Genomic DNA, 26,949 nt, shown 5'->3' on the forward strand with positions numbered 1-26,949 from the left:
TCATGATTTGGATGGCAAATGCTCATAATTTTATGGCAATCCTTGGGAAATTCAGTGGCAGAATGGTCAAGCTGTTTCGCTCAGCCTATGGATATTGGACTGGTAAACCATGATTGAGGTAGATCAGCTAAGTAAGGCCTATGGTTCCACACTGGCCATTAAGGATGTGTCCTTTAAAGTCGAGCCGGGGGAAATTCTAGGTTTTCTGGGACCCAATGGGGCGGGCAAAACCACCACCATGCGGATTTTGGCTGGCTATTTGCCGGCCACCAGTGGTACGGCACGGATTGCCGACCATGAGGTGCATACGGATTCTATGGCGGTGCGCCAAAGCATTGGCTATTTGCCAGAGACTCCCCCCCTCTATCCGGATATGACGGTGGAGGCGTTTCTTTATTTTGTGGCCCGGATCAAGGGGGTGCCCATTGGCGATCGAAGCCAGCGGGTGGCGTCGGCCATGGAGCGCTGCAACCTGGGCGAAAAGAGGCGGATCCTGATTCGGAAGCTGTCGAAGGGATTTCGTCAGCGGGTGGGGATTGCCCAGGCGATTGTGCACGATCCGCCGGTGATTATTTTGGATGAGCCTACGGTGGGGCTGGACCCAAAGCAAATTATTGATGTGCGAAATCTGATCAAAAGCCTGGCGGGGCAGCATACGATCATTCTCTCCACCCACATCCTGCCCGAGGTGAGCATGACCTGCGATCGCATCACCATCATCAATCAAGGGCGCATCGTTGCCACCGATACGCCAGAAAATCTGACGGCGCGGTTGGCCGGACAGTTGGGCTATGCCATTGAGGTGGCGGGCGACCCAGAGCGGGCGAACTCGGTGCTAAACGATTTGGAACAGGTGGAGTCGGTGACGGCCCTATCCGGCGAGGGCCTGGCGGAAAATCATTATCGATTTCAGCTAGTGTCGGCCACGGAAGACGATCCGGGCAGTGAGATCGCCAGCGCCATTATCAATTCAGATTTGGGCCTGTATGAACTGTCCCGCAACCGGGTCAGTTTGGAAGATGTCTTCATCAACCTGATCACCGAAGACCCCTCCACCGCAGAAGAAGACGATTCCGAGACCGAGCCCTGCGAGGCTGTCGTAGATGATGACCCAGAAAACGATGACCCAACGAAGGCCGAGGCCGAGCCAGACGATGAAGCCGCTTTGGTAGCCGCCGCGGAGCCACCGACGGATAGTGCCGCCGACCCCGCCGACCAGACCCCAGAAGATTCTGCCGAACAAGACACCCCAGCCAAGACCGATGAATAGCATCGTTACCGTTATCAGCAACATCATTGCCATCTACCGTCGGGAACTCCAAAGCTACTTTGCGTCTCCCCTGGCCTACGGCATTGCCACCATATTTTGGCTCTTAGCCAGCTTCTTGCTCATTATTCTGGTGTTTGGTCCCCAGGGATTGCTAGAGCAGTCGGCCTTTGCCGACCAGGCCGGGTTGCAAAGTGCCCCCCTGGATCTGCCCTACGAATTCACCCAGTTCTATCTAGGGCTATTGGGGTCCCTGGCCATGTTTGTGCTGCCCGCCCTTTCCATGGGGCTCTATACCGATGAGCGCAAGCAGGGCACCCTCGAACTCTTAGCCACCTCCCCCATTACCAACTGGGCGGTGGCCTTAGGCAAGCTGCTGGGGGTGGTCACCTTTTTTCTCACCATGGTCTTGCCCCTGCTGGTGTTAGAAGCCCTGATTGTGGGCGCATCGGACCCACCATTTGACCTCAACCTACTGTTTATCGGTCATCTGGGGCTGATCTTGATGGCCGCAGGGGTGCTTTCCCTGGGGATGTTTATTTCCTCACTTACAGAAAGTACGGTGCTGGCGGCTATTCTCACCTTTGCCATGGTGCTGGTGCTATTTGTGTTAGAAGGTGTGGCCAGTGGCTTGGAAGGCCCCCTGGGGGAAGCCATTAGCCATTTATCGTTGCTCAAGCACTACAGCGATTTTACCCAAGGGGTGTTTGACCTCGGCGGGTTTGTCCTGTTCCTGTCCTATGCGGTTTTAGGGTTATTCTTAACCGCCCAGTCCATCGAAGCCTTTAGGTTTCAGCGAAACTAGCCCGTGTAGAGTTCCTGACTGGCCCCGCCAAAGCATTTGTCCCACTTCATTGATACTCTTCTTTCTACCTCCACTGTATGAAAGCGCTGTCTACCCTTCGCCCCTATCTCCGCTGGTTAATTTGGCCCGGTTTAGCTCTGACCACGGCGGGGCTGATCTCTGGTTTTGTCGGTGCCTGGACGGCTGTCCCCGTGACCCTTTTGGTGGCGGGTGTGGCGCTCACCCAAATTGGCCTATTTATGGGTGGGGGTGGCTATCGCAACTTTTTGCAAAGTCGATCTACCCAGGCGGGGACGAATGCCGTCCTGGCAACGGTGTCGGTGCTGCTGATTTTGGCGGTGGCCAACTTTTTGGCGGTGCAATATGGGCCGCGCATTGATTTTACCGAAGGCGGTCTATTCACCTTGGCCCCCGAGACCCAGGCCGTAGTTAGCAATTTAAGACAGCCCGTGAATGTGGTGTTGTTTGATGCGTCGCTCAATTCCAATGATAAGGAGTTGCTGGATAGCTATCAAAATATTAATGAGAACCTCACCTACGAATATGTAAACCCGTTTCAAAACCCAGGCATTGCCAGGGAGTTTAATGTGTCGGGGGAAGGTCGGGAAGTGCACCTAGAGGTGGGCGACAAGAAAATTTTTGTGCAGCCCCTGGGGGTGCAAGGCTTAAACGAGCAGGACCTGACTAATAAATTGGCCCAGATTGGCCGCGATCGCGATGCCGTTGTGTACTTTCTCCAGGGCCATGACGAATTCCTCATCGACGGCAGTGTCTCCGGCTATGCCCAGGCCGCCGCAGCCCTAGAAGAAGATGGGTTTACGGTGGATACCCTGAACTTTGATGAAATCGGTGTGGTGCCAGGGGATGCCAATGCCCTGGTCATTGCTGGGCCGAAGCAAACCTTCTTTGAACCCGAGGTGGAGATCCTCGAAACTTATCTGGATGAAGGGGGCAGCGTTTTGCTAATGGTAGATCCCCAAACCAATCCAGAACTGGACAGCCTGCTAGAGGAATGGGGCATTACCCTAGATGAGCGTCTGATTGTCGATGCATCCAATACGGGGCAACTGGTGGGCCTAGGCCCTGCCGCACCTCTGGTGACCGACTATGGTGAGCACCCCATTACCGAAGCATTTGACAATGGCCGTTCGTTTTATCCCCTGGCCCGTCCGGTGCTGGTGGAGGAGGTGGACGGTGTGGAGGCAACGCCCCTATTGCTGAGCAATGCCCAAAGCTACGCCGAAGAACTGTCGCCCACCGGCGAGCTTAATGTGGATACGGAACAAGCGCCGGAAGGTCCGTTTACCATTGGTGTGGTGCTGACAAGGGAGATTCAGGACCCGGATCTGGAAGAAACAGAATTTTCGGAAGAGTCCTTTGAAGACCCCTCCTTTGACGAGGCCGAAGAAGAGGCCGAAAACGAAGAGACTGTGGAAGAAGAAGAAGCTACTGCAGACGGGGGTGAAACAACATCCGAGGCTGAGGACGAAGGCGCCCAGGGTGAAGGGCGGCTGGTGGTGATTGGCAATGCGACATTTGCCACCGATGGTCTGTTTGGTCAGCAGTTAAACGGGGATGTGTTTCTCAATAGTGTTACCTGGCTCAGCAATCTGGAAGATTCGATCCTATCGATTCGGGCTAGGGAAATTACTAACCGTCGCATTACTATGACGGTTTCTCGTCAGATTTTGGTCATTGTTTTGGCGCTGATTGTGTTGCCCTTACTCGGCTTAATCGGTGCCACCGTGACTTGGTTCCGTCGTCGTTAGGTTTTTTAGGGAGCATATGCCATGAAGCTACAGCGTAGCACTGGGGTGTTGTTGGGCGTTGCGATCGCGCTGGTCGCCACCGTTGCCATCATCGAAACCACCAAAAAAAATAGACCCGAAAAGGGGCAGCCTCTCTATGCCTTTGCTGAGGAAGATGTGGATGCATTTACCATCACCCGCAGCGACACCACCCTCGCCTTTGAAAAAACAGACGGCACCTGGCAAATGACCGCACCCGAAGATGCCCCAGCAGATCCGTCGGCCATTGCCTTTTTCCTCAATATCATCACCACCGATCCGATTACGGAAACGATCTTAGCGACCACAGCGCAGCTGGACGACTATGGCTTAGACGCCCCCCGGGCCACGGTGGAGATGACTGTGTTTGAAGAGAGTCATACGTTGGCCTTAGGCGACGAGGACTTTAGTGGGTCCTCAATGTATGTGATGACGACTGAGATTACGCCAGAGACTGAACCTGGAGAGCTTTATTTGATGCCCAATAGTCTACGATCTGGCATTGGGCGTCGCATAGATCAATGGATTGCGGCCGAAGATAGCGAAGAGGCAGTAGAGGAAGGATTAGAGCCTGAAAGTGAAGAAACCACAGAACCGTCGGCATCTGAAGAGTCTGAACCATCCGATGCTTTAGATAGTGCGGACGAAGATGCTGATGCAACAGGGGAAGAGTCAGAAGCAGAAATATCAGAGCCTGACAGTGAGGAAACCACAGAACCATCGGCATCTGAAGAGTCTGAATCACCGGATGCTTCAGACAGTGAAAGTGAGTGACTCTTCTAGAGTTCAATTAACTTCTCTTAGTGAGAATCAGAAGAACTCTGAATCACCTGGAGTTAGTCCTCTTAACCATATTCCACCCTCACGTCTTCAGGGATTTCTGAGGGTTCTAAAACAACGTCTTCGTACAGTTCAGTAAAGGTACCTGTGAAATCAATACTCTTCAAGTCAAACGTCTCATCTTCTAACGTGTAAAATTGCAACACCCACTGTCCAGAGTCATTACGACGAAAGATTTCTAATCGCTGACAGTGAGTGTTGATCAACACATATTCCTGCAAGCTCTCCAACGCCCGATAGGCGGCAAACTTATCTCCCCGATCATAGGCTTCTGTCGATTTAGACAATACTTCGATCACCAACTTTGGAAACCGCTTGTACGTATCCGTCTCCTGATCGCGCGGGTCACAGGTAACCATCACATCCGGATAAAAGAAGCGATTTCGTGCCTCCACCTGTGCCTTCATATCTGAAATATACAAACGGCAACCGGTCCCTCGTATATGCCCCCGCAGTGCCGCGAATAAGTTACCTGCTATGGTCACATGGCTATCCGTGGCCCCAGCCATGGCATAGATTTGGCCGTCGATATACTCATGCTTAATGGGGCTTTCGGCCTCTAGCCGCAGATAATCATCAACGCTTAGATACTGCTCGGGTAAAGCAACCATGGCAACTGTGGCAGGTTTCCGTGCCCATTGTAACGCCATAATTAAAGCGCCAGAGACAAGCCCCCGGCGCTGAAACCTTTATTCCGATAACGCTTACTGCGGCAAGACTTGAGCGGGGTATGAGCCATGCTTGGTAAAAACATGGCTCACGTGCCCTAGGTTAGGGTGAAGCTGACAACGGTGTCGTTAAAGTCCGCATCACCCAGACCCACCAGGTCTTCAAAGCCAAAGGTATTGTTACCCAGCTGTCTAACGTGGTCATTGCCACCATTGGCTGCCCCGTAGGAGAAGAACACATCGTTGCCGGCGGCCTCAGTGCCATTGGCGATCAGGTAGGTGCCTAGGAACCCGCCTGCATCTAAGGTGGCGGTGCCAGTCACCACCTGACCATTTTCGCCGGTGATATTAACATCAACCCGATTGGCCAGGGCCGCTTCTTGGTACCCCGCATCTTCTGGCTGCAGAATAGCCCCGGTGACAGGATCCGTCACACCGCCGTTAGCATCGACAGTGGTGTAGAAGCCCACGGTGTTGTCGAATGCCGCCTCCCGGAACACCGAGAAGTTCATGGTCAATGAATCACTCTCTCCGCTGAGGTTGATTAGCTCATCGCCCGCTGCATTTACTTCCAGCGCGCTGGTGCCAACGCCCACATCAAAGGCACCGATGGCTAGGTTTAGGCTAATGTTGTCCCCAAAGTCGAGGGTGACCTGACCATTGTTTAGAGCGGTTGGTGTTGCCGTTCTGGTGTTGCCGTTTTGCACGAGTAGGGCTTGGAAAAACTCACCATCTTGGAAGTCGTCCACTGTAAACTGTGGCGAGAAGCCTGCAAGACTATTGTTGTCGGCAAGCAGTGACAGGGTGCTGACCGGGCTATTACTAATGATGTTGCCTGCTGCATCGGTGCTAAATAGCTGAAGCTCACTCACCTCGTTGATATTTTGGCTATTGATGGTGAACTGTAGGGCATTGTCGCCAGCGGCTAGGTCGAGCTGTACTAGATTATTGCCGGGGAGTACAAAGGTGCTGCCGTTGTTGCCGTTTTCAAACTCGAAGTTGTCGGCGGTAAAGTTGGGCAGGGCGTCAATGGCGTCTTGCCCAGTTAGGTCTGTTTGGCGTGAGAGAATGCTAATGCCTGCATTGGCGTCGCTTAGGTCTTCTGAATAGACCAGACGGTTAACGCCAAGGGCCGTGTTGAAGTAGGCAAAGAAACCGGGACGACTTTCATCGGTCAGAGATGCGATCTGATCGGCGGCGGCAACGGCGTTAAAGCCCGTATTTGGATCATTGTCATTGGCGTTTTGCAGCACGATAACGTTGGCATTATCTGAGATGCTTGCCCCGGCAGCATTGGCGTCTAGGGACTGGAAGTTAAGCACTGCCCCGGCCATGTCAAAGCTGGCAAGGTTGAGCTGGTAGCGATCGCGAGCAAAATCGAAGTCAGTGATGAAGTCGTCACCCACGCCTACGCGCCGAGTTGGCGTTTCGACCACCTGCCGGTCAAAGGGCGCATCGGAGAACCTAAAGGCATCTGCACCGGCACCACCGGTTAGGGTATCGACGCCCAAGCCACCATCAAGGACATCGTCACCGCCTTGACCATTGAGGGTGTCTGCGCTGTCATTGCCAGTGAGGGTGTTGTTGCCGTCACCGCCGTTAATGGTGTCGCCATCGTTGGAACCAATGATGTTTTCAATGGAGGTAAGGGTGTCAGTTTCGGTAACCTCGTTAAAGACATTCCCATCGCCTGTATTAGCAGCTGGTGTTTGGGCTACACCATTAATATCGCCCCCCGCATCCTGGACTATGTCTAAAATTACCGGGCCATTGACGCCAGCGGCACCCTGGTGAATGTGGATGGCGCTGAGGCCAGCAACGGGCAATAGGTCTGAGGTGGCGAGGCCGGTGACTGAAAAATCCGTGCTGTAGGTAATGTCGCCGTTGGCGTCTACATTTAGGGTGAGGGTGCCAGTGCCAGTGGCCTCAGAATCAGAGGTGCCACCGGGTTCTTGGCCTGCATCCAGCCCGCCGGAGATGACGACGGTGCCGATACCATTGGCATCGCGTTGGTCGTTGATGGTGCTGAGCTGACCTCGAATTTCGCCACCGCCAAAATCGTTGGTGTGGATATTGAAATACAGGTTGCCAGCCAGGGCTTCCGCTAAGAAAGCGGCGTCATCGGCAACGGCATCTGTGGTCAGGGATTGCACGGCGACATCGTCATAGCTAATGGAGAAGCCGGTTGCGCGGGTGGCGGTGCCATTGCCATTGGCATCTAGGGTGACGGTGACGGGCACATCGATGTCAGAAAAGTCAGCCGTATCGATACCAGCGCCACCGTTGAGGGCGTCACTGCCTAAACCGCCCTGCAGAGTTTGGTTACCACCTGCGCTGGTGATCGTGTCTCCTTCGGGAGAGCCAATTACCCTATTTACATCAGTGAGGTTTTCGGTAGACAATATTTCATCGAAAACATTGCCATCACCTGTGTTGGCCGCTGGAGTCAGGGCATTACCGTTGGTATCCCCACCAGCATCTTGCACCACGTCTAGGATGACAGGGCCATTTGTACCACGGGCACCCTGGTGAATGTGAATGGCGCTAAGGCCAGCAACGGGCAGCAGGTCCGAGGTGGTGAGACCGTTTAAAGTTAGGTCGGAGCTGTAAGTAACGTCGCCATTGGCATCCACTGTCAATGTGACGGTGGCGGTGCCAGTAGCGTCAGAAGTAGAGGTGCCACTGGGTTCTTGGGCGGCATCTAATGTTGCTGTTAAAGTGATAGAACCAACGCCATTGGCATCGCGCTGGTCGTTAATATCATCGAGTTGACCGCGAGTGGCACCACCGGGAAAGTCTTTGGTGTGAACGTTGAAATATAGGTTGCCAGCGAGGGCTTCGGTGACGAATGCAGGATCGTTTGCGATCGCAGCCGCTGTTAACGATTCAACCGCAACATTCCCATGGCTGACTGAAAAACCAGTCTCACGAGTAGCGGTGCCATTGCCATTGGCGTCTAGCGTTACTGTTACAGGAACATTGATGTCAGAGAAATTTGCAGTTGTTGCCATGAGTGCCTCCAGGAGCCCATAAGTTGATTGATTCGCAAGGCCATTATCTAAAAGCTAGAGAGATCAACGCTTGTATATTTCTCTGATTCGTAGAACATTCTGCCAAGTAGTTATATCCGCAGCCGTAAGTCCTTTGAGGTAAGCATTTTTGTGAAATGGGCGAGCTGTCGTCAACGGCTTGAATTGGCATTTTTAACAACTAAAAACCGTATCGGAGTCAGGCATTTTCGACTCCGATACGGTTGTTGGTAACGTTGATTGAAATTTCAAAGAGAGGAGATAGAAGGCTACTACCTCCTCAACATACAATTTTGATATCTCATATGTGATCAGACTGGTCTATTGAGTCGCCCAAAAGCGAATATTGCCATCGGTGCTACTGCTCATCAACCTTGTTCCAGTATCGTCAAATTCCACACCCCATATTGCAGTCTTGTGGCCTTCGAGGGTTTGTCGGTGCTGCTGAGTTGTCACATCCCAGAGTTTGACAGTCCTGTCATAGCTACCCGTGGCTACCGTGCGACCATCTGGACTAAAGGCAACAGCATAAACTGCCCGCTGATGGCCCTCAAATATGCCCACGGGAGCCAAGGTGTTTAAGTCCCACAGAATCGCTGTTTTATCCTGGTTACCGCTGAGCAACATGGTGCCATCGGGGCTAAAGACCAAATCCCATACTGTGCGGGTGTGACCGTGTAACGTGGCCTGTTTTAACCCACTGTCTAGATCCCATAGGGAGATCTTTCCCCGTCGGTCACCACTGGCTAGGATTTTACCATCCGGGCTAATGGCCACAGAGGTAATGCCATGGCTATGTTCAAAGGTGTGTAACAACTTGCCAGACTGCACATCCCATACCTTAGCGCTTTTATCAAAGCTGCCACTCACCACCAGTCGGTCATCTGGGCTCATGGTCAAGGCTTTGATATCATCGGTGTGCCCGATCAGCGAATAGCCCCTTTGACGATTGTCTAGGTTTGTAATGTGAATAGTATTGTCCCAACTGCTGCTGGCTAAAAGTTCGCCATTGGAGCTTAAAACAATGTCCTCAATGGCATCTGAATGTATGGCATGGGACTGTTGCAGCTTTCCCGATGTTGAATCCCAGATATCAACCGTGCCATTAAAGTTGCCAGTGGCAAAAATATGTTTTTTGGAGTGTAAGTCACTGGCATAGGTGACTCCATTGCCTGCAAAGGCTTGGGTGGGCTCAAATTGTCTATCTAAGGTCAACGCTGCGTCAGCTTTTGCCACACTGGCGACCATATCTGTGGGCTGTATTTTTGTCGCTATGGTAGCAGGAGCCAGGTCTATCAACATGGTGATGCCAGCGGCAGCCAAACTTATCAGTCCTAGTTTTTCGATGGTTGATTTTTGCTTTGGCCGTTTGCCTTTAACTTTGCGAGCTTTGGGCTGATGGCGCTGGTCTGTTGGATAGAGAGAGAGTCTACTGGTTGTCTGTGGAGAAGTGGATGTGACGATCATGGGTTTAATGGGGCACGACGAATACAATTCAATTGCTTGAATTCAGTGGAAAGAGTGACATTCTCGGGGGGCGATAGCAGTTTGGTGTTTCCTTTGGTTAGGAATTGCTACGGTGCTTACGAAATTCAGTTAGCTGCCGAATACAAAACAAGACTGTGATGGTGAGAATACTTGTTGCTGCAATGGGTGTGATCATTGTCCATTGACCTGCCATTTTGTTAATCACATGCCAGGTCAACAGAAACATGGCCATGTAGGTTAAGGTGTGTAAGCGTTTCCAGTTTTTCTTAAGGCGCTTGATGCTCCAATCGTTGGATGTGATGGAGAGTAGGGTGAAAATTATTAATGTGGATGCGCCTTCCGCACTGGCCTGGTAGGTGTGGAGGTCAAAAAAGTCGAAATTGCGTTTGCGCACAACAAAGTAGGTGTGGCCGACAGCGAGCACAAACGCCAGTATGCCAATGGCTCGACGCTGTTTTAATAGCCAACGGACGGCGTTGTGGGACTTAAACTGGGGTAAAACAATTCGGACAGTGGTGGGGACTAGGGTGGCAATGTAGGCGGCTAGTGCTAGAAAACCTAAGTTGTTACCAAGGGGGGCAAAATCAAGGGGCAGAGCTTCGGATAGCGCGTTCATCGGTTTAGGTCTTACTCTCGTGTGCGTTTGTGCGTTAACACAATCATTATGTAGACGAGGGTGAGCTGAGGGATTGTATGTTTTGCTGATGGACAGAACATTCTGCCAGTTAGTTGATTCAACCTGGATGCGCCTTAATTACGGCCTGCTATGGCGATTTTCCCTGGGTGTTTTAGCGAGTTAAGGTATGGCAAGCATTTTGGGTGAGTTGGCCCACGTCATGCTCACTGAGTTCTATGGTGTCACCCTCACTGATCAGCCATAGCAAATATTCGATATTACCTGCGGGACCTTGGATGGGTGACCAGGTAAGACCTTTAGCCTGCCATCCTAGTTGTTGAGCGGCCAGGTAAACTTGCCAAATAGCCGATGCGTGGTCTTTGGGATCTCGTACTACGCCTTTTTTGCCGATTTTCTCGCGGCCTACTTCAAACTGGGGCTTGACTAACAAAATACATTCCCGTGCGGCGGCCATGAGGTTCCAAAAGGCAGGGAGAACTTTGGTTAAGGAGATAAAGGATACATCCATCACACCCAGGTCTGGCCGCTGGGTGTTTTCGTCGTATAGGTCGTCTGGGGTGAGATGGCGTAAATTTGTTCGTTCGCGCAAAATTACCCGTGGGTCCTGGCGGATTTTCCAGGCCACTTGACCATAGCCCACATCGATGCCGTAAACCTGTTTAGCTCCGTTTTGTAGTAAGCAATCGGTAAAGCCACCGGTGGAAATGCCGCCATCTAAGCAGATGCGATCGCACACCTCGACACCAAACTCTGCAATGGCCTTGGCCAGCTTTTCCCCACCCCGCGACACATAGGGCGATTTTTGCTTCAGCACCACCACCGCACCGTCTTTAATTGGGGTGCCCGGCTTGTCAATGATGGCCTCGTCTACCTTGACCTCGCCCGCCCGGATGCAGCGCTGAGCCTGCTGCCGCGATTCACATAGCCCCTGTTCTACCAGGTATACATCCAAGCGTTGTTTGGCCATGGCGGGTGGTTTAACTAGAAAAAAAGCGGTTCAAAAAAAGCAGGCATTGCTCACCCTACCATTTTGTTCGAATGAGTCTTTACAAACCCTTTTTGTCTGCCCCCTAGACAGTGCTGGCAATTTGTCTTTAGATAGGAATGGTTAAAGAAATATTAAGTACACTTGCTCACACGCTGCTAAAATCGCTGACCTACGGGTCAATAGCTCTAGTCTCTATGGGGGATAGCTCAGTCTAATGCGCCTGCACTGGAACTTTAGCCTACGCGGTGGGCTTGGGTTCTTGCACGTTTGACTGGGCAAGACAGCGTCCTATTAACAATGTTTATTCGTTGCTGATGCTCAAGGATGTACTGGTCAACGTGCTACATCGTTCTCCAGATTCAACCTATCCAATGTTCAGTAACGTCCAATTTATTTTTAAGCTTAAGGAGACCCCTTGAATACTCGCACTCTTAATTTTCGGTCCCTAAATTGGCGTTCCATTAAACGGGAATGGTTACTGAACCCCAAGGACGACCTCCTGGCCGGAGCCTTGGTTGGGTTAGCCCTGATCCCTGAGGCGATTTCGTTTTCCATTATTGCTGGGGTGGACCCCAAGGTGGGGCTATATGCCTCGTTCATTATTGCGGTTATTACCGCCTTCCTGGGGGGGCGACCGGCCTCGATTTCGGCGGCCACCGGGGCGATGGCCCTGCTCATGGTGGATTTGGTTAAGGACCACGGGCTGCAATATTTGCTGGCGGCCACCTTCCTCACCGGTATCTTCCAGGTAATTTTCGGGCTGCTGAAGCTGGGTCGCCAGATGAAGTTTGTGCCTAGGGCGGTGATGATTGGCTACATCAATGCCCTGGCGGTGCTGCTGTTTTTGGCCCAGTTGCCCCAGCTCACCAACGTGCCCTCCATGGTCTATGTGCTCACCCTGGCATCCCTGGGGATTATTTATATTTTGCCCCGGTTCACCCAGGTGGTGCCGTCGCCGTTGGTGGCCCTGGCGGTGATGACCATTGCTGCGATCGCGCTGCGCTTGGATGTACCCACCGTAGGCGACATGGGCGAGCTACCCACCGCCCCACCCATCTTTTCGTTGCCCCAGGTGCCCTTCAGCCTAGAAACCCTGCAAATTATCCTGCCCTACTCCCTAACCCTGGCGGTGGTGGGTTTGCTGGCCTCCTTCCTAACCGCATCCCTAGTGGATGACTTTACCGACACCCCCAGCGACAAAAACCAGGAAGCCAAAGGTCAAGGTGTGGCCAACATAGTCACTGCCTTCTTTGGTGGCATGGCCGGATGCGGCATGATTGGCCAGTCGGTCATTAACGTGCAGTCCGGCGGTCGCGGTCGCCTGTCCACACTGTCCGCGGGTATCTTTTTGCTGATTGCCATTTTATTTTTGCAAGACTGGGTGCGCCAGATGCCCATGGCGGCCCTAGTCGCAGTGATGATTATGGTGTCCATTGGTACATTCCGGTGGTCCTCATTTACCAACCTGCGGAAGGTGCCCCGCAGTGAAGTGGCGGTGATGCTCACCACCATGTTTGTGATCATCTTTACCCGCAACTTTGCCTTTGGTGTCGCCACAGGCATTGTCATGAGTACGGTGTTCTTCTCTCGGAAAGTGGCCAAGCTGGTATTTGTGGACAAGGTGCTAGATGAAGATGGCGCCCACCGCATTTATAAAGTGTCTGGTCAGATTTTCTTCTTGTCTCGCGATGAGTTTTCCGCCTCCTTTAACTTTGCTGAGCGGGTGGAGCGGGTCACCATTGACCTGAGCGATGCCCAACTGTGGGACCAAGGGGCCGTGGAAGTGTTGGACAAAACCGTGCAAAAGTTTCGCCGTAAAGGGGTGGAAGTCACGGTGGTGGGGCTGAATGCCGCCACGGCCAACCTGCTGAATCGCTTGGCAACCGAAGAAGACCTGGTTGCCAATAGTTAAGCCCAGTTCGGTTTTATGTGTGGATTGTGGAGCGGGACGGTTTAGCAACGCTGAGTTCGGAATTGGGCAGTCGGAGTTGGGAATTTAATCCCTTTCCGCATTCCGACTTCCGCATTCCGAACTCAGCCGCTTGATTACCCTTCTGGCTGTTTACCCACCCCCCTCTCTGTCCCAAATGTTTAAGTTTGACGGACGACTAGTTCTGCTGTGCCCGTGATCTCCTAGACTGCATTTTATAAGAGGCAAAAAGGATAAAACACAGCGTATGAAAACAATTCTGATGTGCTCCGATGGGTCTGCCTTTGCAGACGGCATTTACCGATATGGAGCCTGGTTTGCCCGCCACTTTCAGGCCAAGGCAGAGGTGCTGTATGTGACCGATATTCGTAGCCAAAAGCTGGTGTCTACCGGTAACTTCACCGGCAGCATCGGCCTCGGCGCATCAGATCAGCTATTAACTGATTTAGTGAACCTGGAGCATGAAAAGGCCAAGCTCAACAACCAGCGAGCCCGGCTGATTTTGCAGCATGCCGAAGAGATGCTTAAGGCCGAAGGTCTGAGCGATGTGGCGCTGATCAATAAAACTGGTTTTTTGGTGGATCAGCTCCATGACTTTGAGGCTGATGCCGACATGGTGGTGCTGGGGAAGCGCGGTGAGGCTGCCGAATTTGCCTCGGGCCACCTGGGGGCAAACATCGACCGGATTGTGCGCAGCAGTACTAAGCCCTGTCTGGTCACCCCCCAATCCTTTGCACCCATTGAGAAATTGCTCGTGGCCTATGACGGCAGTCCCACGGGTAAGCGGATCCTAAGTTTCTTGGTAGATAGTGCCGAGGGCTTTAAGGATATTGATATTCATCTGCTGACGGTGGCCAAGTCGGATACTGCGCCGCCCACCGAATTAGAGAGCGCTCAAGCAACGTTGCAGCAGGCTGGGCTCAGCTCCACAACGACCGTGCTCAGTGGCGACCCTGAAACGGTGATTAGTGATTACATCGATAAAAATCAAATCAGTTTGCTGATGATGGGGGCCTATGGCCACAGCCGCATTCGTCACTTGGTCATCGGTAGTACTACGGTGCAACTGCTGAGAAGTGTGCAGGTTCCGGTGCTCTTATTCCGTTAGGTTGCGTTGGTGTCAAACTCCACTGTTTGCACAGTCGATGGGGTTTAACCTGGTTGAGGGATGCTCACAATGCGATCTAACGAATGCTGAGATATGTTTGCCGCCGACTCTTAGTTGCCATTCCTACGCTGTTGGCAATTAGTGTGGTGATTTTTGTGCTCCTTGCGATCGCACCCACCAATCCCCTGGGTGAAATGGCCACCAACCCCTCCATCACTCCAGAGGTGCGCGAAAACCTACGGCGGTCCCTGGGGTTAGATGACCCGATTATTATTCGCTACTTTAAATGGCTGTGGGCCTTAATGCAGGGCAACTTTGGCTATTCCTTTGGCAGTCGTAGTCCGGTCAGCGAACTGATTTTGCAACGGCTACCGGCCACCCTATGGGTGATCGGGTCAGGCTATTTGTTGAGCGTACTGCTGGCATTGCCCCTGGGCACCCTGTCCGCCATCAAAAAAGGCACCTGGGTAGATGGGCTGATCACCACATTGGCCTTTGTCGGGCTGTCGTTACCTACCTTTTTTACCGGGTTATTACTGATTTTGTTGTTTAGCGTTCAGCTGGGCTGGGTGCCGTTTATTTACAGCAGCACCTTAGTGGTCACCAATTGGAGCAGCTTTATCGAACTGGTGCGCCAGTCGATTTTGCCAGTGTTAGTGCTGGCGTTATTTCAAACGGCAGTGCTGATGCGGTTTATGCGAACAGCGATCGCTGAAGAGCTACCCCAAGGCTATGTGCGTACGGCCCGTGCCAAGGGCCTATCTCGGGCCCGCATTTTAGGCATTCATGTATTACGCAATGCGTCTATTCCAGTTGTCACCCTACTAGCCTTGGATATTCCCAGTCTGTTTACCGGGTCTTTGGTGCTAGAACAAGTCTTTCGGATTCCCGGCATGGGGGCATTGTTAATTGACTCTATTTACCGTAGTGATACGCCTGTGGTTATGGCGGTTTCATTTATCTATGCGGTTTTAGTCGTGCTGTTTAATCTTGTTGCCGATGTGTTGTATGGCTGGTTAGATCCAAGGGTGCGATTTGGATAAAAGAGAATTTACCAGGAGTACTACCCTGCCCCTGCCCCTGATGTTGGATACAGCCTGTCAGAATTTGAAAACATGTCAAGCCTGAGAAAAATACAGCCTACTACTCTCTTTGGCACCGTTACCTTGGCTGTGATTGTGCTAGCTATCGTTGTTGGGCCGCTCGTCTATCCCCAGTCCGCCGAAGCGATCGATTTTTCCCTTGCTAGCCAGCCGCCGAGTTTAATCCATCCCTTTGGCACCAATACCCTCGGCCAGGATCAGCTAGCTCGGGTGATGTTAGGGGGGCGCATCTCGCTGACGGTGGGCATTGCCGCCATGGCCATGGCGGTGAGCTTTGGCACCTTAGTGGGGGCGATCGCAGGTTTCTACGGTGGCCTGCTCGACTCCCTACTGATGCGCTTCACCGACCTGTTTCTATCGCTGCCCCAGCTGCCCCTGTCGCTGCTGGTGATCTACCTATTTGGCGACCACGCCAGGGAGCTCTTAGGACCCCAAAACGGCATTTTTGCCCTGGTAGTCTTAGTCATTGGTGGCTTTAACTGGATGTCGGTGGCCCGCCTGGTGCGGGCTGGGTTTTTGGCCAATCGAGATCGTACCTTTATGCAAGCAGTCAATGCCCTAGGGGCAAAACCCCGGCGGTTAATCTGGCACCATTTGTTGCCCAATGTTCTGGGGCCAGTGATTGTGGCGGCTACCCTGGCCGTGGGTAATGCGGTGCTGGCCGAAGCGACGTTGAGCTTTTTAGGGTTAGGTTTTCCTCCGGATGTACCCACCTGGGGGCGAATGTTGTTTACTGCCCAAGATTATTTAGACAGCGCACCCCACATGGCCATTTTTCCGGGGGCTGCTATTTTTCTCACCGTATTGAGCATTAATTTCATTGGTGATGGGTTGCGAGATAGTTTAGGCCCCAATTAATCCTGGAATATTCCTGGTTTTTAGAAAAAATTAGCTTTATAGGCCTGTCCTTTGGCACCTTGCTTCAGCATCCTGTTGGGGAAATATCTAGCTATCCGTAAAAAAAACGGACAGTTTATCAGAACTCAACAATCTAAGAAATGCTAAAAAGTCCTTTCCCATAGGTAGATTAAGCCTGCTCTCAACAATATTAGGGTGCAATTATATAAAGCCCCATGGCAGACCTAGAACAATTCTCCGGGAATCTTCTAAAAATGCTGTAGAAGATTCATAGCAACATCGGGCATCACTTACCGTACCTGATGTCTAAGGGACTCTATCATTTTAATGGCGTCATCCGTTGATATGCGAGGCAGTGCGTTACTGCCTAACCAGCACTATCACGGGGATATGCTCAGGTTCATTCTCTACTCTAAACATCAATACCCAGCAGTTCAACAACCGCTGGGTATTTTGTGTTGCCACTGCCGCTTGGCTGATATATGGCAATAGCTTCAGCCGTTTTGGGACAAACTGGCTTTATCTAGGAAAAACAGACTATGGGACAGTGCTGCATTGTTGTTGTAAATGAATGACTACATAATGCTTTGTACAAAGTCGCTCAACCGTTCTATGCCGCGCTCTATGGTGTCCATGTCGGTGGCGTAGGACACGCGGATGCCCGTATCGTCACCAAATGCCACCCCTGGAACGGCTGCTACATATTTTTCATTCAAAAGACGGCTGCAAAAATCAAAGGATTTTAGTTGCGTTTTGCTGATGTCGATAAAGATATAAAAGCTGCCATCGGGGACAACGCAGCTCAGACCAGGAATGGCATTGACTAGGTCAACAATGCCGCGACGGCGCTTGGCAAAGGCTTTGAGCATGGTGGCTACGCAGTCCTGGGGCGATTCTAGGGCAGCGATCGCACCATACTGGGCGAAGGTGCACACATTGGATGTGCTTTGGCTTTGGAGGGTGTTTGCCGCTTTGATCAATTCCACCGGACCCGCCAAATACCCTAAGCGCCAGCCGGTCATGGCATAGGCTTTGGCAAAGCCATTACTCACAATCGTGCGCTCGAATATAGCGTCACTGACGGCACCGATACTTAGGTGTTGCGCGCCATCGTACAAAATCTTTTCGTAAATTTCGTCGGCGACGACCCAAATATTATTGGCGACGATTACCTCTGCCAATGCCCGTACTTCATCCGGTGTGTACACCACCCCCGTCGGATTAGACGGGGAATTAAAAATAAGGAATTTAGTTTTGGGGGTGATTGCTTTTTGTAACTGCTCTGGTGTGATTTTGTAACCACTTTGGGTGGTGGTTGAAATGACGACCGGCGTTCCTCCAGCTAATTTGACCATTTCTGGGTAGCTGACCCAGTAGGGGGCTGGAATGATCACTTCATCCCCTGGCTCAATGGTGGTCATCATCAGGGCATACAGGGAATGCTTGCCGCCATTGGTGACGATGATATTTTCTGCGTTGTAGGCCAGGTGGTTATCGGTTTGCAGTTTGGTTGCGATCGCTGCCCGCAGGCGCGGTTCCCCTGAGGCTGGACCGTAGCGAGTTTTGCCATCATCCAATGCTTTCTTCACTGCAGCGCGAATATGCTCTGGAGTATCAAAGTCAGGTTCACCAGCACTGAAACTACATACATCCAGTCCCTCAGCTTTCATGGCCTTGGCCTTAGCAGAGATGGCCAAGGTCATTGAAGGAGTGACTTGCTGCACCCTTGCAGCTAACTTGATACTCATTAGAACGCTGTTCGCCTCCGGCTCAAAACCTTATTCTGATTAGCTTAAATCGATTTGTAGTGCAGATTGCAAATCTTCATGATTTGCTCGAATCATGACCAAAAAAAAACTCCTCTGGCATTGCCAGGGGAGTAAGTGTTCTTGATCTGTGTGAAGGAAACGGTGTGAGGAGAGAGGTTGTCAAGGTCATAGCCTCGGCAAAATCCCAATGCAAGGAGCACAGCTCGTACGGCAAATCGGCAGTAATTACTGTGATATCGCTTTTCAGGAACTCCAATTTTTGGATGTCATCCAACTATTGGATTGATTTAATAATCTCGTATATACAGCTCTTTTGATGTGATTCCATGGCCGTAAACCTGTGATACCAAAGACTTTTGCCGGTGATATGGGTGATACCCCCTAGTGATATAAATGCCAGGGGCCTGTGATATAAATCACGGGCCCCTGGATGGGGCACAGTGGGTCAGCCTGCTGGCGGGCGAGCCAAGATTCGGCTGGCGGGGTCAGGACGCTGGTTAGCGGGTCAGGACGCTGACTGTAATTGCTTCAGGTCCACAAAGTTGCTGCGGTGAGAAATCGCACAGCGGGTAAATACTTGCAGCGGTTCTAGTTTGGATGTTTGTTTGCCATTGGGGAGGCGGATGCCATAGCAATGGACGTTCCTTAAGTTAGCGCCGCATAGTTCGGCTTCGTAAAAACTGGCTCCAGCAATATCTGTGCATACGATGTGTGCCCTAGAAAGCAGGGCCATGCGAAAGTTCGTATGGCGTAAATCGGAACGGGAGAAGACAACGGCGTCGAGCTCGGCATAGCTAAAATTTGCCCAGTTTAGGCGGGTTCCACGAAAGCTAGCCCGTTCTAGCTGGGCATGGCTAAAGTCCACATTATCTAAGACGGCTTGGCTGAAGTCAGTTTGCTGTAGCTGGCTCTGACTCAGATTGGCACCAGTCAGATTAGCCCCAGAAAAGTTAGAGCCTCGGAGATCCGCCCCCCGGAAGTTAGCACCGGTCAAATCGGCCTGGCTAAAGTCAAATTCGGTGAGAATGCATCCTGTCCAATCTGCATTGCGTAAGCACTCTCCACGAAACGTGTGATGTTTCAAATGCCAAGCCAAATTTTTCAGATTCATCATTGGTATCCCCTTAGGCTCTGTGAATAATGACAGTTAATTAGGCATAAAGTCGGTTTATCTGTCGCTATTTTTATTCGATAATACAGGCATTTAATAGACATAAAATACTTTTCTCGCTTTAATAATGCCTTTTGTTGGTTTTTTGATGTCTAATTGATGAGTTTATATAGGTTTAATCTCTGGCTTAGGCGATATGATCTAACGTAGATATAGATGTTTTTCTGGCATAATCTTTCGGGAGATGCCTGGAAAATATCCTTATGTGTTTAAAAATCCTGAAAATAATGTGACTGCTACTGGATATGAATGCTTTTACCGAGTTGCCCCAAACCTATTTAGAAGAGCGGGCGGGCTATGCTGGCTTGACACTTGAGCAAACGAGGTTATTTTTGCTCAAGTTTCAGCAGGCTAAGCACAATCGTGCCATCGCTAGTGAGCTGGATATTACGGTGAATGCCTGTGTGCAGTGTTTGGGGGAAATTTATCGCAAGTTTGGTATTGAGGGGCGTGGGCGTGGCAAGGAGAAACGCCTGCGGGATGTTCTGGTTCAGGGCTATGAATCCCGTCAATCTGATCAGCCTGCTGGCGGCGTTCCCGATCAAGAGTCGGTCATGGTGGCGCTGCAGCCGATGGCACAAACCGAGTCGTCGGCTAAGGCGTTGACTCGGTTTGCGCAAGCTTCGCCCCCTGCCGCTAATGCTCAGTTTTTGAGGGGGTGGGTGAGATCGCTACGCTATTCCCAAACCAACCTGAACCACGAAGAGGGGCAGGAAATGGTTGACGACATCCTCCAAAGCTTGTTTAAGACCTTGCCGGTTGCCGTGACCGCGTTGGCTGCTGAGACGCCCAATACCAAGGCGGAGATTGTGGCCAAATTATTAGACCGTTTAGATCAGCTGGTTTTAGAATTGCAACCTCGGGTGGAAAAAGATCGTCTGCCCCAGCTGCGGTTTTTTCTACAGCAAAATTCGAATCCCCTGGCCCGCAGTGTCTTTGCCTTTGTGCTCAGGCTGCGATCTCAGCTGGGGCTCACCGACGATGACTTCATGCCTTGGGAAGTTATCGACGAAGCCATGGAAAACGTCAAACATGCCTCCAGCGGTGAGGCCAAGCCACCGTGGGGGATGAAAGCCTATTCAAGAATGATTCGTCAGCAATGTTGTCTATCGATCATTCAGCGATCGCAGCATCGGAAATCGGCACCTTCTGTCGACTCAATTGCCCCAGAAGTTTTACCGGAACGTCTGCAACGGGGGCTTCAGGCCATTGATCATGCCCTGCTCGATTTATATTTAGCCACCAAGCAGCGCTCGGAAGCTAATATCGACTTTTTCAATATTCTGCGGACCCGTTGGCTAGAGCCCTTAGAATGGGGCCGATATTCTACGGAAATCCAAAGCAATCGGAATCATTGGGCGAGCCGTAATTATTTAGCCACCACATTAGAAGAACAATGGGATTTCGAAATTAAGGCCCTGCGGGCGCTCAGGGTCGCATTTCATAACTACGACCAAGACTCCTTTGAGCAGCTATATGCGGACTTTGGCCAAAAGGTTCAAGTTCGCCATCGCACCTACTGCGAAAAGCTGTTTTACCCCCTGCGGGAGCCCCCAACGTCTGGCTTTTATAAATTAGTGGCCGTACCTCGGGGCGATCAGTTAAATCAAGCGGATATTCTGCTATCTAACCAAGTGTGGCGCTATGCCATCCTGATGGCCAAACCTCAGCTGACTGCCCTTGATTTAGATGAAATTCAGAAGCTCTTAGATGATGCGGCCACGCGACCTGGATTAGATTTCTGGCTCCGAGAAGTGGATCATCTGATTGCCCACGAAACTGAGATGGCACCAGATTCACTATTAGAAGTGGAGCAAATTCAACAGGCCGAACTCAAGAAACATAGCATTCGCCTATAGCCGCCCCAGCTAAACCACTAGCCAAATTCCCAAACCCCAGAACGGAATAAAGCGCAACGCTCTGATTCGTTCCCCCACGGGAATAATGGCGCCCATCAGCCAGATCTGAAATACCCAAAATAGGCTGATATCAACCGCAAAGGCTAGCGTGACTCGATTGCCGGCTAGCTGCTGCCCCAGATAGTCAAAGCGACTAAGCACTCCGCCCAGCTCTGGTTGATTCAGGCAAAACCACATCACTGCCAAACTACCGACAGTTAGTCCCACAGACCCAAATAGCCGAGCCAGGGCTCCTTTTTTTTGGGAGTCCGGTGATGTGCCGGCGGGTTTCCCTAGGCGCAGTGCCATGTAGGGCATCAAAAAAACATTAGTTAGAAACATGGCACAGCCCCACAAGCCGACCCGAGGTAGTTGCCGACTCCGCCCATCCATTAGCATTAGGGGGAGGAACATAAAAATCCACGCTTCTGCCAGATTAAAGAATCCCTGGACTGCTGGATGCACTGACGGGGCTTGCAAATAGCTAATCCCCATCCAGTTAAGCAACGGCAGAATAAAAAAGAAGTTTAGTGATTCATTGAGGATTTCTGCCATCGTATCTGGCTGAATGGCCCAGGCCGGTTCACCGGGTAGCCAATCCGGGGGCGATAGGAGTAATAGACCTACATAAATAGCCGTGGCAATCCACAGCAGTTTTTGGATCAGCACTATGTTTGGGGCTGGTAGGTCATTTGGGGCCGGTGTAGACGGGCCATGGGCGGATACAGGGGGTTTCTGCCCCAGCCAATAGCGGGCTAAAGGGGTGACCCAACGAATCAGAATAAAAGCCGCTTTGCCAGGTTTGACAGCAGGTTCTACACAATCGCGGGCATAGATGAGTTTATTCGTCTCGGGAGAAAATCGATAAAAGCTAACGCCGCGGCCATTGGGGAAAGGGCCTTCGTTCAATTCGACATGCCAGGTGATGCCGACTGCCAAGTCATCCCCTGTGATGTCATCAATGACGAACTGTAAATCCGCTGGCACCGCCTGACAAGACTCTGAAAATAAACCTTGAACCGCCGCTTTGCCGAGAAAAGTGGCGGAAAAATTTAAATCTTCGTATCGGCAATTTTCATCAATCAACCCGATGGCCTGGGGGACATCACGCTCATTAATGGCTGCATAGATCTGTCGGATACGATTGGCGGCGTCTCCCATGCTTTTTCAACCAGCAACGTTACTTGAAATAATAATGAACTTTGTAAATGTTCTGAAAACTCACAAATGTTCTGAATATTGAATTATTGGTGGATTGTCAAAAATCTTCCTGAAGAAAAACTGTGATTGTTGTCACACTCGTATGTGATTGTTGTCAGATTTTCACCGTGTTTGAAAACCTTGTGGTGATTAAGGTGTGGCTTTTCAAGAAGAATTTTAATCTTCTTGAAGCTAGCCTGAAATCTTCTGGTTATTTTTACTTTTCTAGATAAGAATCTAGGTGCTTTTGCCAGAATGGAATCAACTGTTCGTGACGAGTCTGCCCCTTAATGTTCCCGAATTTCAAAAAACATGACGATAGACGACACTCTCGTCGTACTTCTATAACAACGACCGATGTGATGTCTCCTATGCCTGAAACCCCGGATCAACTTGTCGATGCAGGTCTTGGATTTGCAAAGCAACGGATATACGAAGAGGCCCTGTGCTGTTTCGAGCGAGCCCTTGAGCTGCGGCCGAATCATTTACAGGCGTTGAGAAACCGTGCTTTAACCTATGTCCACCTTGGACATACGCGAGCGGCATTGGTAGATCTTGATCGCTTGATTAAGTTGGATCCTAAAAATTTGTGGGCCTATGCGAATCGTGCAATTATTTTTCGTGATTTAGGTCATTATGGCAATGCCATTAGTGATTTTGGTTATTTGATCAAGCACGATCGTCCTAAGCGTTGGCAGTGGTTAATTTCCCGTGGCGCCACATTAAAATTAATGGGCCACTACGATGAAGCCTTACAGGACTTTAATCTCTCATTGAAAATAAAGCCCAACAATAGCTGGGCTATGGAAGAAAGAGATGCAATGGTGCTGCAGGTGCGCCACTATTCTTGACGATCGATCTGTTTTCGATTCCTGTGGTAGCTCGCTTTTGATATTTTTGTTGTTGAACTATAGATTGACTAAATAATCGGTTAGAGCGAGTGATGATATTTTTGACTCTCTCGGTATGACCCAGGTGATCGTTACCTGTTTTGTTACAGGGCTATGAGAGATGTCTCCCGAAGACTTACGTTGTATACTCTGCATTAATTTTGACGTAGTCGTAACTGAGGTCGCAGCCCCACGCCTGGCCTTTCCCAGGCCCTTCTCCCACTGCAACGGTAATGCGAACAGGATTGGCTAGGGACTCTGTAGCGCCGGGTTTATGGTCAATGGCGCAGGCTTTGAGATAAGCGTGGGCCCCCTGATGATCAAAGGGTTGGGGTTGACCATGGTCTAACAGGATAAAGCTCCCCAACTTAATCATGATGTTTGACTGATCTAGGGTAACGCCCGCTCTGCCAGCGGCTCCTGCAATTCTGCCCCAGTTGGGGTCGCGGCCAAAGATTGCCGATTTTACTAGGGATGAACTGGCAATGGTACGGGCGATTTTACGGGCATCTGCGGCCGTGGAACTGCCTGATACATTCACTTCAATTAGGCAGGTAGCCCCTTCTCCGTCGCGGGCAATGCTTTTGGCTAGGTAGATACAGACCTCCGTTAGCATCGCTTCTAGTTGGTCGGCCGCAGGACCGGGGCCAGTAATGGCGGCTGTGCGGGACTGTCCGTTTGTCAGTGCGATGACGGTGTCGTTGGTGCTGGTGTCACCATCCACCGTAATTTGGTTGAAGCTTTGGTCGACGGCGCGGGATAGCATTGCTTGCCACAGGGTGGGGGAAACGGCGGCATCGCAGGTAATAAAGGACAGCATGGTGGCCATGTTGGGGTGAATCATGCCAGACCCTTTGGCAATGCCGCCAATGCGGATGGGGCGGCCATCGACATTGGTTTCTAGGGCATAGGATTTGGTGACTAAATCGGTGGTGAGGATGGCTTGGGCGGCGGCATCGCTGCCCTGGTCGGATAGCTGGGCGGCGAGTTGAGGAATATGGGCCACGAGTGGGTCCATTTTGATGCGTTGTCCAATCACACCGGTAGACGCAATCAGGATTTCACTGCTGTTGGTTGCTAGGACCTGGGCGGCGGTCGTTGCCATGGTGACGGCGTCTTCCCAACCTTGCTGGCCGGTGCAGGCGTTGGCCTGGCCTGAGTTACAGAGGATGGCTCGGGCCGAGGCTTGCTCGTCTAATTGCTGTTTGCAGTAGTCTACACAGGCGGCACGTACTTGGGATTGGGTGTAGACGGCCGCTGCGATCGCATCATTCTCTGACACAATCAGCGCTAGGTCTGGTGCTCCAGATGCCTTCAGCCCTGCACTCAGCCCTGCAGCCATAAATCCTTTGGGCGCTGTCACCCCCCCCGGAATAACTTGCCACTGAGCATTGTCCTGTTCCATTGCCATACCCCTGAGCCTGATTGCTAGTATCTCTACAGGAAATTTACTTCCCCCAGGGCTGAGAATAGCTCAAACATTGCTCTTTAACCATCCAATTTTTCAGGTTTAATCCTTTAATCCGGCGATGGTTCTTCCACTAATAGATCGTTTAGCAAATCGCTGTGACTATTAATCGTTTTATTCAGGTTATCTCCCCTGGCCTGAAAGAGAGATAACATAACTTTTGGCGTATTGTCCGACAGCACACAAAAGTGGTCGATAACAAATTTAAGTGTGTGACCCAGTTGAATCTCACCCTGGGCTTCGGGGGATAATGCTTGGGGTCTCATTTGGATTTGTTGCCCATTTTGAGATTGTTCTCTCACCCACCAAGAGAGAAATTCTAACGTCAGCCAGCCAGCCCGATCATAGGACAAAATGATATCCGTATTTGCCCAGGCTTCATTGTCTAACCCGCCATCCGTACGGCGTAGTAGAGCATGGGGTAAATCTCCTAAAGGACCTGAGGTTTTATAATCTTCAAGAGAGATTTGATCTAGCTTTTTAATGCCAGTGTTGACCTCTATCACCCCTCGAAAACGAGAAATCGCTTGGTGGAATACGCTAACCTGTGGTGGATAATTATCAGCCATAAAATCTCTCTCTTGCCATGGCTGTTGGTTATCCCATCATCTGATTAACAAAGTTGGTATAGACTTCCCCTTTAATAAATTCGGGACGTTCTAGTACCTGCTGATGAAACCCGATAGTTGTTGGTAGGCCGGTGATGGCACACTCCCGCAATGCCCGCTTCATGCGCTGAATAGCCGTAGTGCGATTGGGACCCCATACAATTAATTTACCAATGAGAGAATCGTAATAGGGAGGAATTTCATAGTCGGTGTAAACGTGGGAATCCATCCGCACACCCAACCCACCAGGCGCTAGGTAGCCGCTAATGCGACCGGGGTTAGGGCGGAAATTATGTTCCGGATCCTCTGCGTTGATGCGACACTCGATGGCATGTCCTTTGAGGTTAACGTCCTCTTGTCTGAAAGACAGCCGTTCCCCTTGGGCAATGCGAATCTGCTCGCCGATTAAATCTATCCCAGTCACCATCTCAGTGACGGGATGTTCCACCTGGATGCGGGTATTCATTTCCATAAAGTAGAAATCGCCGTGGCTATCCACGAGAAATTCCACCGTACCAGCCCCCACATAGTTAATGGCTTTAGCGGCCCTTACCGCAGCAGACCCCATGCTTTGCCGGAGTTCCGACGTTAAGGCAGGGCTAGGGGCTTCTTCCAATAGCTTTTGGTGACGGCGCTGAATAGAACAGTCTCGTTCGCCCAGATGCACCACGTTGCCATAGCTGTCGGCCAAAATCTGAAATTCGATGTGGCGCGGGTTTTCAACAAACTTTTCTAAATAAATGCCGCCGTTACCAAAGGCGGCTTCCGCTTCTCCCTGGGCCGAGAGAAACAGCTTATTCATTTCGCCCGCTTCCCGCACTAGGCGCATGCCCCGGCCACCGCCACCGGCGGTGGCTTTAATCATGACGGGGTACCCAATTTCGTTGGCTAAGGCCATCGCTTCGTCCGGTGTGTCTAAAAGGCCTTTGCTGCCCGGCACAGTCGGCACCTTTACCCGCTGCATGGTGGCTTTAGCGGTGGATTTATCCCCCATGGCCCGCATGGCCGCCGCCGATGGGCCGATAAAGACGATTTTGTGATCGGCGCAGATGTCCACAAAGCGGTCATTTTCTGCCAAAAAACCATACCCAGGGTGGATGGCGCTAGCACCCGTGGTCATGGCTGCGGCAATAATATTGGGTACATTAAGGTAGCTGCGGCTGCTGGGAGCTTCCCCAATGCAAACGGCTTCGTCGGCCAGTTGAACGTGCAGCGCGTGACGATCGATGGTGGAATGTACGGCAACGGTAGCTATGCCCATTTCCTCGCAGGTGCGCAAAATTCTCAGGGCGATTTCACCTCGGTTCGCAATCAAGATTTTCGAAAAGCGCATCAGCCAGCCACTACCTTTAAGGAAACGTTTTTTGTGAGCATCAATTAGGATGGAAGCTGATCGTACCACGCGGTCTTCCCTGGCATAGTCCCTGATATTGGATA

21 protein-coding genes are annotated in these 26,949 nt (G+C 51.3%); 10 read left to right on the plus strand and 11 right to left on the minus strand.

Annotation, left to right across the window (positions count from 1 at the left end):
* Positions 1–109 precede the first annotated feature (109 nt).
* From IXB28_RS02845 to IXB28_RS02860, 4 genes are all read left to right on the plus strand, one after another.
* Positions 110–1,270 (plus strand): ABC transporter ATP-binding protein, encoded by a 1,161-nt coding sequence (locus tag IXB28_RS02845; RefSeq protein WP_215617041.1) that lies wholly within the window; start codon positions 110–112, stop codon positions 1,268–1,270.
* 1 nt (position 1,271) lies between these two features.
* Positions 1,272–2,072: an ABC transporter permease gene (locus tag IXB28_RS02850; protein ID WP_407659166.1), complete on the plus strand. Its 801-nt coding sequence runs from the start codon at positions 1,272–1,274 to the stop codon at positions 2,070–2,072.
* A gap of 77 nt (positions 2,073–2,149) precedes the next feature.
* Positions 2,150–3,841 (plus strand): GldG family protein, encoded by a 1,692-nt coding sequence (locus IXB28_RS02855; protein ID WP_215617043.1) that lies wholly within the window; start codon positions 2,150–2,152, stop codon positions 3,839–3,841.
* A 21-nt stretch (positions 3,842–3,862) separates the two neighbouring features.
* Positions 3,863–4,633, plus strand: coding sequence for a DUF4340 domain-containing protein (locus IXB28_RS02860; protein WP_215617044.1), 771 nt, complete (start codon positions 3,863–3,865; stop codon positions 4,631–4,633).
* 71 nt (positions 4,634–4,704) lie between these two features.
* On the opposite strand, the gene IXB28_RS02865 is transcribed toward IXB28_RS02860, so the two are convergent.
* The 5 genes from IXB28_RS02865 to IXB28_RS02885 all read right to left on the minus strand — a co-directional run bounded on the left by IXB28_RS02865 (position 4,705) and on the right by IXB28_RS02885 (position 11,488).
* Positions 4,705–5,310, minus strand: coding sequence for a Uma2 family endonuclease (locus tag IXB28_RS02865; protein ID WP_215617894.1), 606 nt, complete (start codon positions 5,308–5,310; stop codon positions 4,705–4,707).
* A 155-nt stretch (positions 5,311–5,465) separates the two neighbouring features.
* On the minus strand, positions 5,466–8,378 hold the full coding sequence (locus IXB28_RS02870) for a beta strand repeat-containing protein (RefSeq protein WP_215617045.1): 2,913 nt from the start codon (positions 8,376–8,378) through the stop codon (positions 5,466–5,468).
* A 339-nt stretch (positions 8,379–8,717) separates the two neighbouring features.
* A complete protein-coding gene (locus tag IXB28_RS02875; protein ID WP_215617046.1) occupies positions 8,718–9,863 on the minus strand; it encodes a WD40 repeat domain-containing protein in 1,146 nt (381 codons plus the stop codon).
* Between the two features lie 97 nt (positions 9,864–9,960).
* Positions 9,961–10,500: a ferric reductase-like transmembrane domain-containing protein gene (locus tag IXB28_RS02880; RefSeq protein WP_215617047.1), complete on the minus strand. Its 540-nt coding sequence runs from the start codon at positions 10,498–10,500 to the stop codon at positions 9,961–9,963.
* Positions 10,501–10,672: 172 nt separating this feature from the next.
* Positions 10,673–11,488, minus strand: a complete 816-nt coding sequence (locus tag IXB28_RS02885) for a TlyA family RNA methyltransferase (protein WP_215617048.1) — start codon at positions 11,486–11,488, stop codon at positions 10,673–10,675.
* 520 nt (positions 11,489–12,008) lie between these two features.
* Here IXB28_RS02885 and IXB28_RS02890 point away from each other — a divergent pair.
* The 4 genes from IXB28_RS02890 (at position 12,009) to IXB28_RS02905 (ending at position 16,508) form a co-directional block, all read left to right on the plus strand.
* Positions 12,009–13,421 (plus strand): SulP family inorganic anion transporter, encoded by a 1,413-nt coding sequence (locus tag IXB28_RS02890; protein ID WP_407659167.1) that lies wholly within the window; start codon positions 12,009–12,011, stop codon positions 13,419–13,421.
* 265 nt (positions 13,422–13,686) lie between these two features.
* On the plus strand, positions 13,687–14,547 hold the full coding sequence (locus tag IXB28_RS02895; protein WP_215617050.1) for a universal stress protein: 861 nt from the start codon (positions 13,687–13,689) through the stop codon (positions 14,545–14,547).
* Positions 14,548–14,630: 83 nt separating this feature from the next.
* Complete coding sequence (locus IXB28_RS02900) at positions 14,631–15,590, plus strand: ABC transporter permease (protein WP_215617051.1); 960 nt, start codon at positions 14,631–14,633, stop codon at positions 15,588–15,590.
* A 72-nt stretch (positions 15,591–15,662) separates the two neighbouring features.
* Positions 15,663–16,508 (plus strand): ABC transporter permease, encoded by an 846-nt coding sequence (locus IXB28_RS02905; protein ID WP_215617052.1) that lies wholly within the window; start codon positions 15,663–15,665, stop codon positions 16,506–16,508.
* A gap of 575 nt (positions 16,509–17,083) precedes the next feature.
* Here the strand turns inward: IXB28_RS02905 and IXB28_RS02910 are convergent.
* Both IXB28_RS02910 and IXB28_RS02915 read right to left on the minus strand, forming a co-directional pair.
* Positions 17,084–18,250, minus strand: a complete 1,167-nt coding sequence (locus tag IXB28_RS02910; protein WP_215617895.1) for a pyridoxal phosphate-dependent aminotransferase — start codon at positions 18,248–18,250, stop codon at positions 17,084–17,086.
* Positions 18,251–18,782: 532 nt separating this feature from the next.
* Positions 18,783–19,391 (minus strand): pentapeptide repeat-containing protein, encoded by a 609-nt coding sequence (locus IXB28_RS02915; RefSeq protein WP_215617053.1) that lies wholly within the window; start codon positions 19,389–19,391, stop codon positions 18,783–18,785.
* Positions 19,392–19,693: 302 nt separating this feature from the next.
* Here IXB28_RS02915 and IXB28_RS02920 point away from each other — a divergent pair, with 302 nt between their 5' ends.
* Positions 19,694–21,307: a hypothetical protein gene (locus IXB28_RS02920; RefSeq protein WP_215617054.1), complete on the plus strand. Its 1,614-nt coding sequence runs from the start codon at positions 19,694–19,696 to the stop codon at positions 21,305–21,307.
* 9 nt (positions 21,308–21,316) lie between these two features.
* Here IXB28_RS02920 and IXB28_RS02925 read toward each other — a convergent pair whose 3' ends face one another.
* Positions 21,317–22,507 (minus strand): nuclear transport factor 2 family protein, encoded by a 1,191-nt coding sequence (locus IXB28_RS02925; RefSeq protein WP_215617055.1) that lies wholly within the window; start codon positions 22,505–22,507, stop codon positions 21,317–21,319.
* Between the two features lie 410 nt (positions 22,508–22,917).
* Between IXB28_RS02925 and IXB28_RS02930 the strand changes: the two genes are divergently transcribed.
* The gene (locus IXB28_RS02930; RefSeq protein ID WP_215617056.1) at positions 22,918–23,397 is read left to right on the plus strand and encodes a tetratricopeptide repeat protein; all 480 of its coding nucleotides are present in this window, start codon (positions 22,918–22,920) and stop codon (positions 23,395–23,397) included.
* 175 nt (positions 23,398–23,572) lie between these two features.
* Here IXB28_RS02930 and argJ read toward each other — a convergent pair whose 3' ends face one another.
* From argJ to accC, 3 genes are all read right to left on the minus strand, one after another.
* Positions 23,573–24,841: a bifunctional ornithine acetyltransferase/N-acetylglutamate synthase gene (gene argJ / locus IXB28_RS02935; RefSeq protein WP_215617057.1), complete on the minus strand. Its 1,269-nt coding sequence runs from the start codon at positions 24,839–24,841 to the stop codon at positions 23,573–23,575.
* A gap of 113 nt (positions 24,842–24,954) precedes the next feature.
* Positions 24,955–25,473 carry a hypothetical protein gene (locus IXB28_RS02940; RefSeq protein ID WP_215617058.1) on the minus strand — a complete coding sequence of 173 codons (519 nt, stop codon included), beginning with the start codon at positions 25,471–25,473 and terminating at the stop codon, positions 24,955–24,957.
* A 28-nt stretch (positions 25,474–25,501) separates the two neighbouring features.
* A complete protein-coding gene (gene accC / locus IXB28_RS02945) occupies positions 25,502–26,845 on the minus strand; it encodes an acetyl-CoA carboxylase biotin carboxylase subunit (RefSeq protein ID WP_215617896.1) in 1,344 nt (447 codons plus the stop codon).
* Between the last annotated feature and the right edge of the window lie 104 nt (positions 26,846–26,949).

It is taken from the genome of Leptothoe kymatousa TAU-MAC 1615, from assembly GCF_018739865.1.
Lineage (GTDB): Bacteria > Cyanobacteriota > Cyanobacteriia > Phormidesmidales > Phormidesmidaceae > Leptothoe > Leptothoe kymatousa.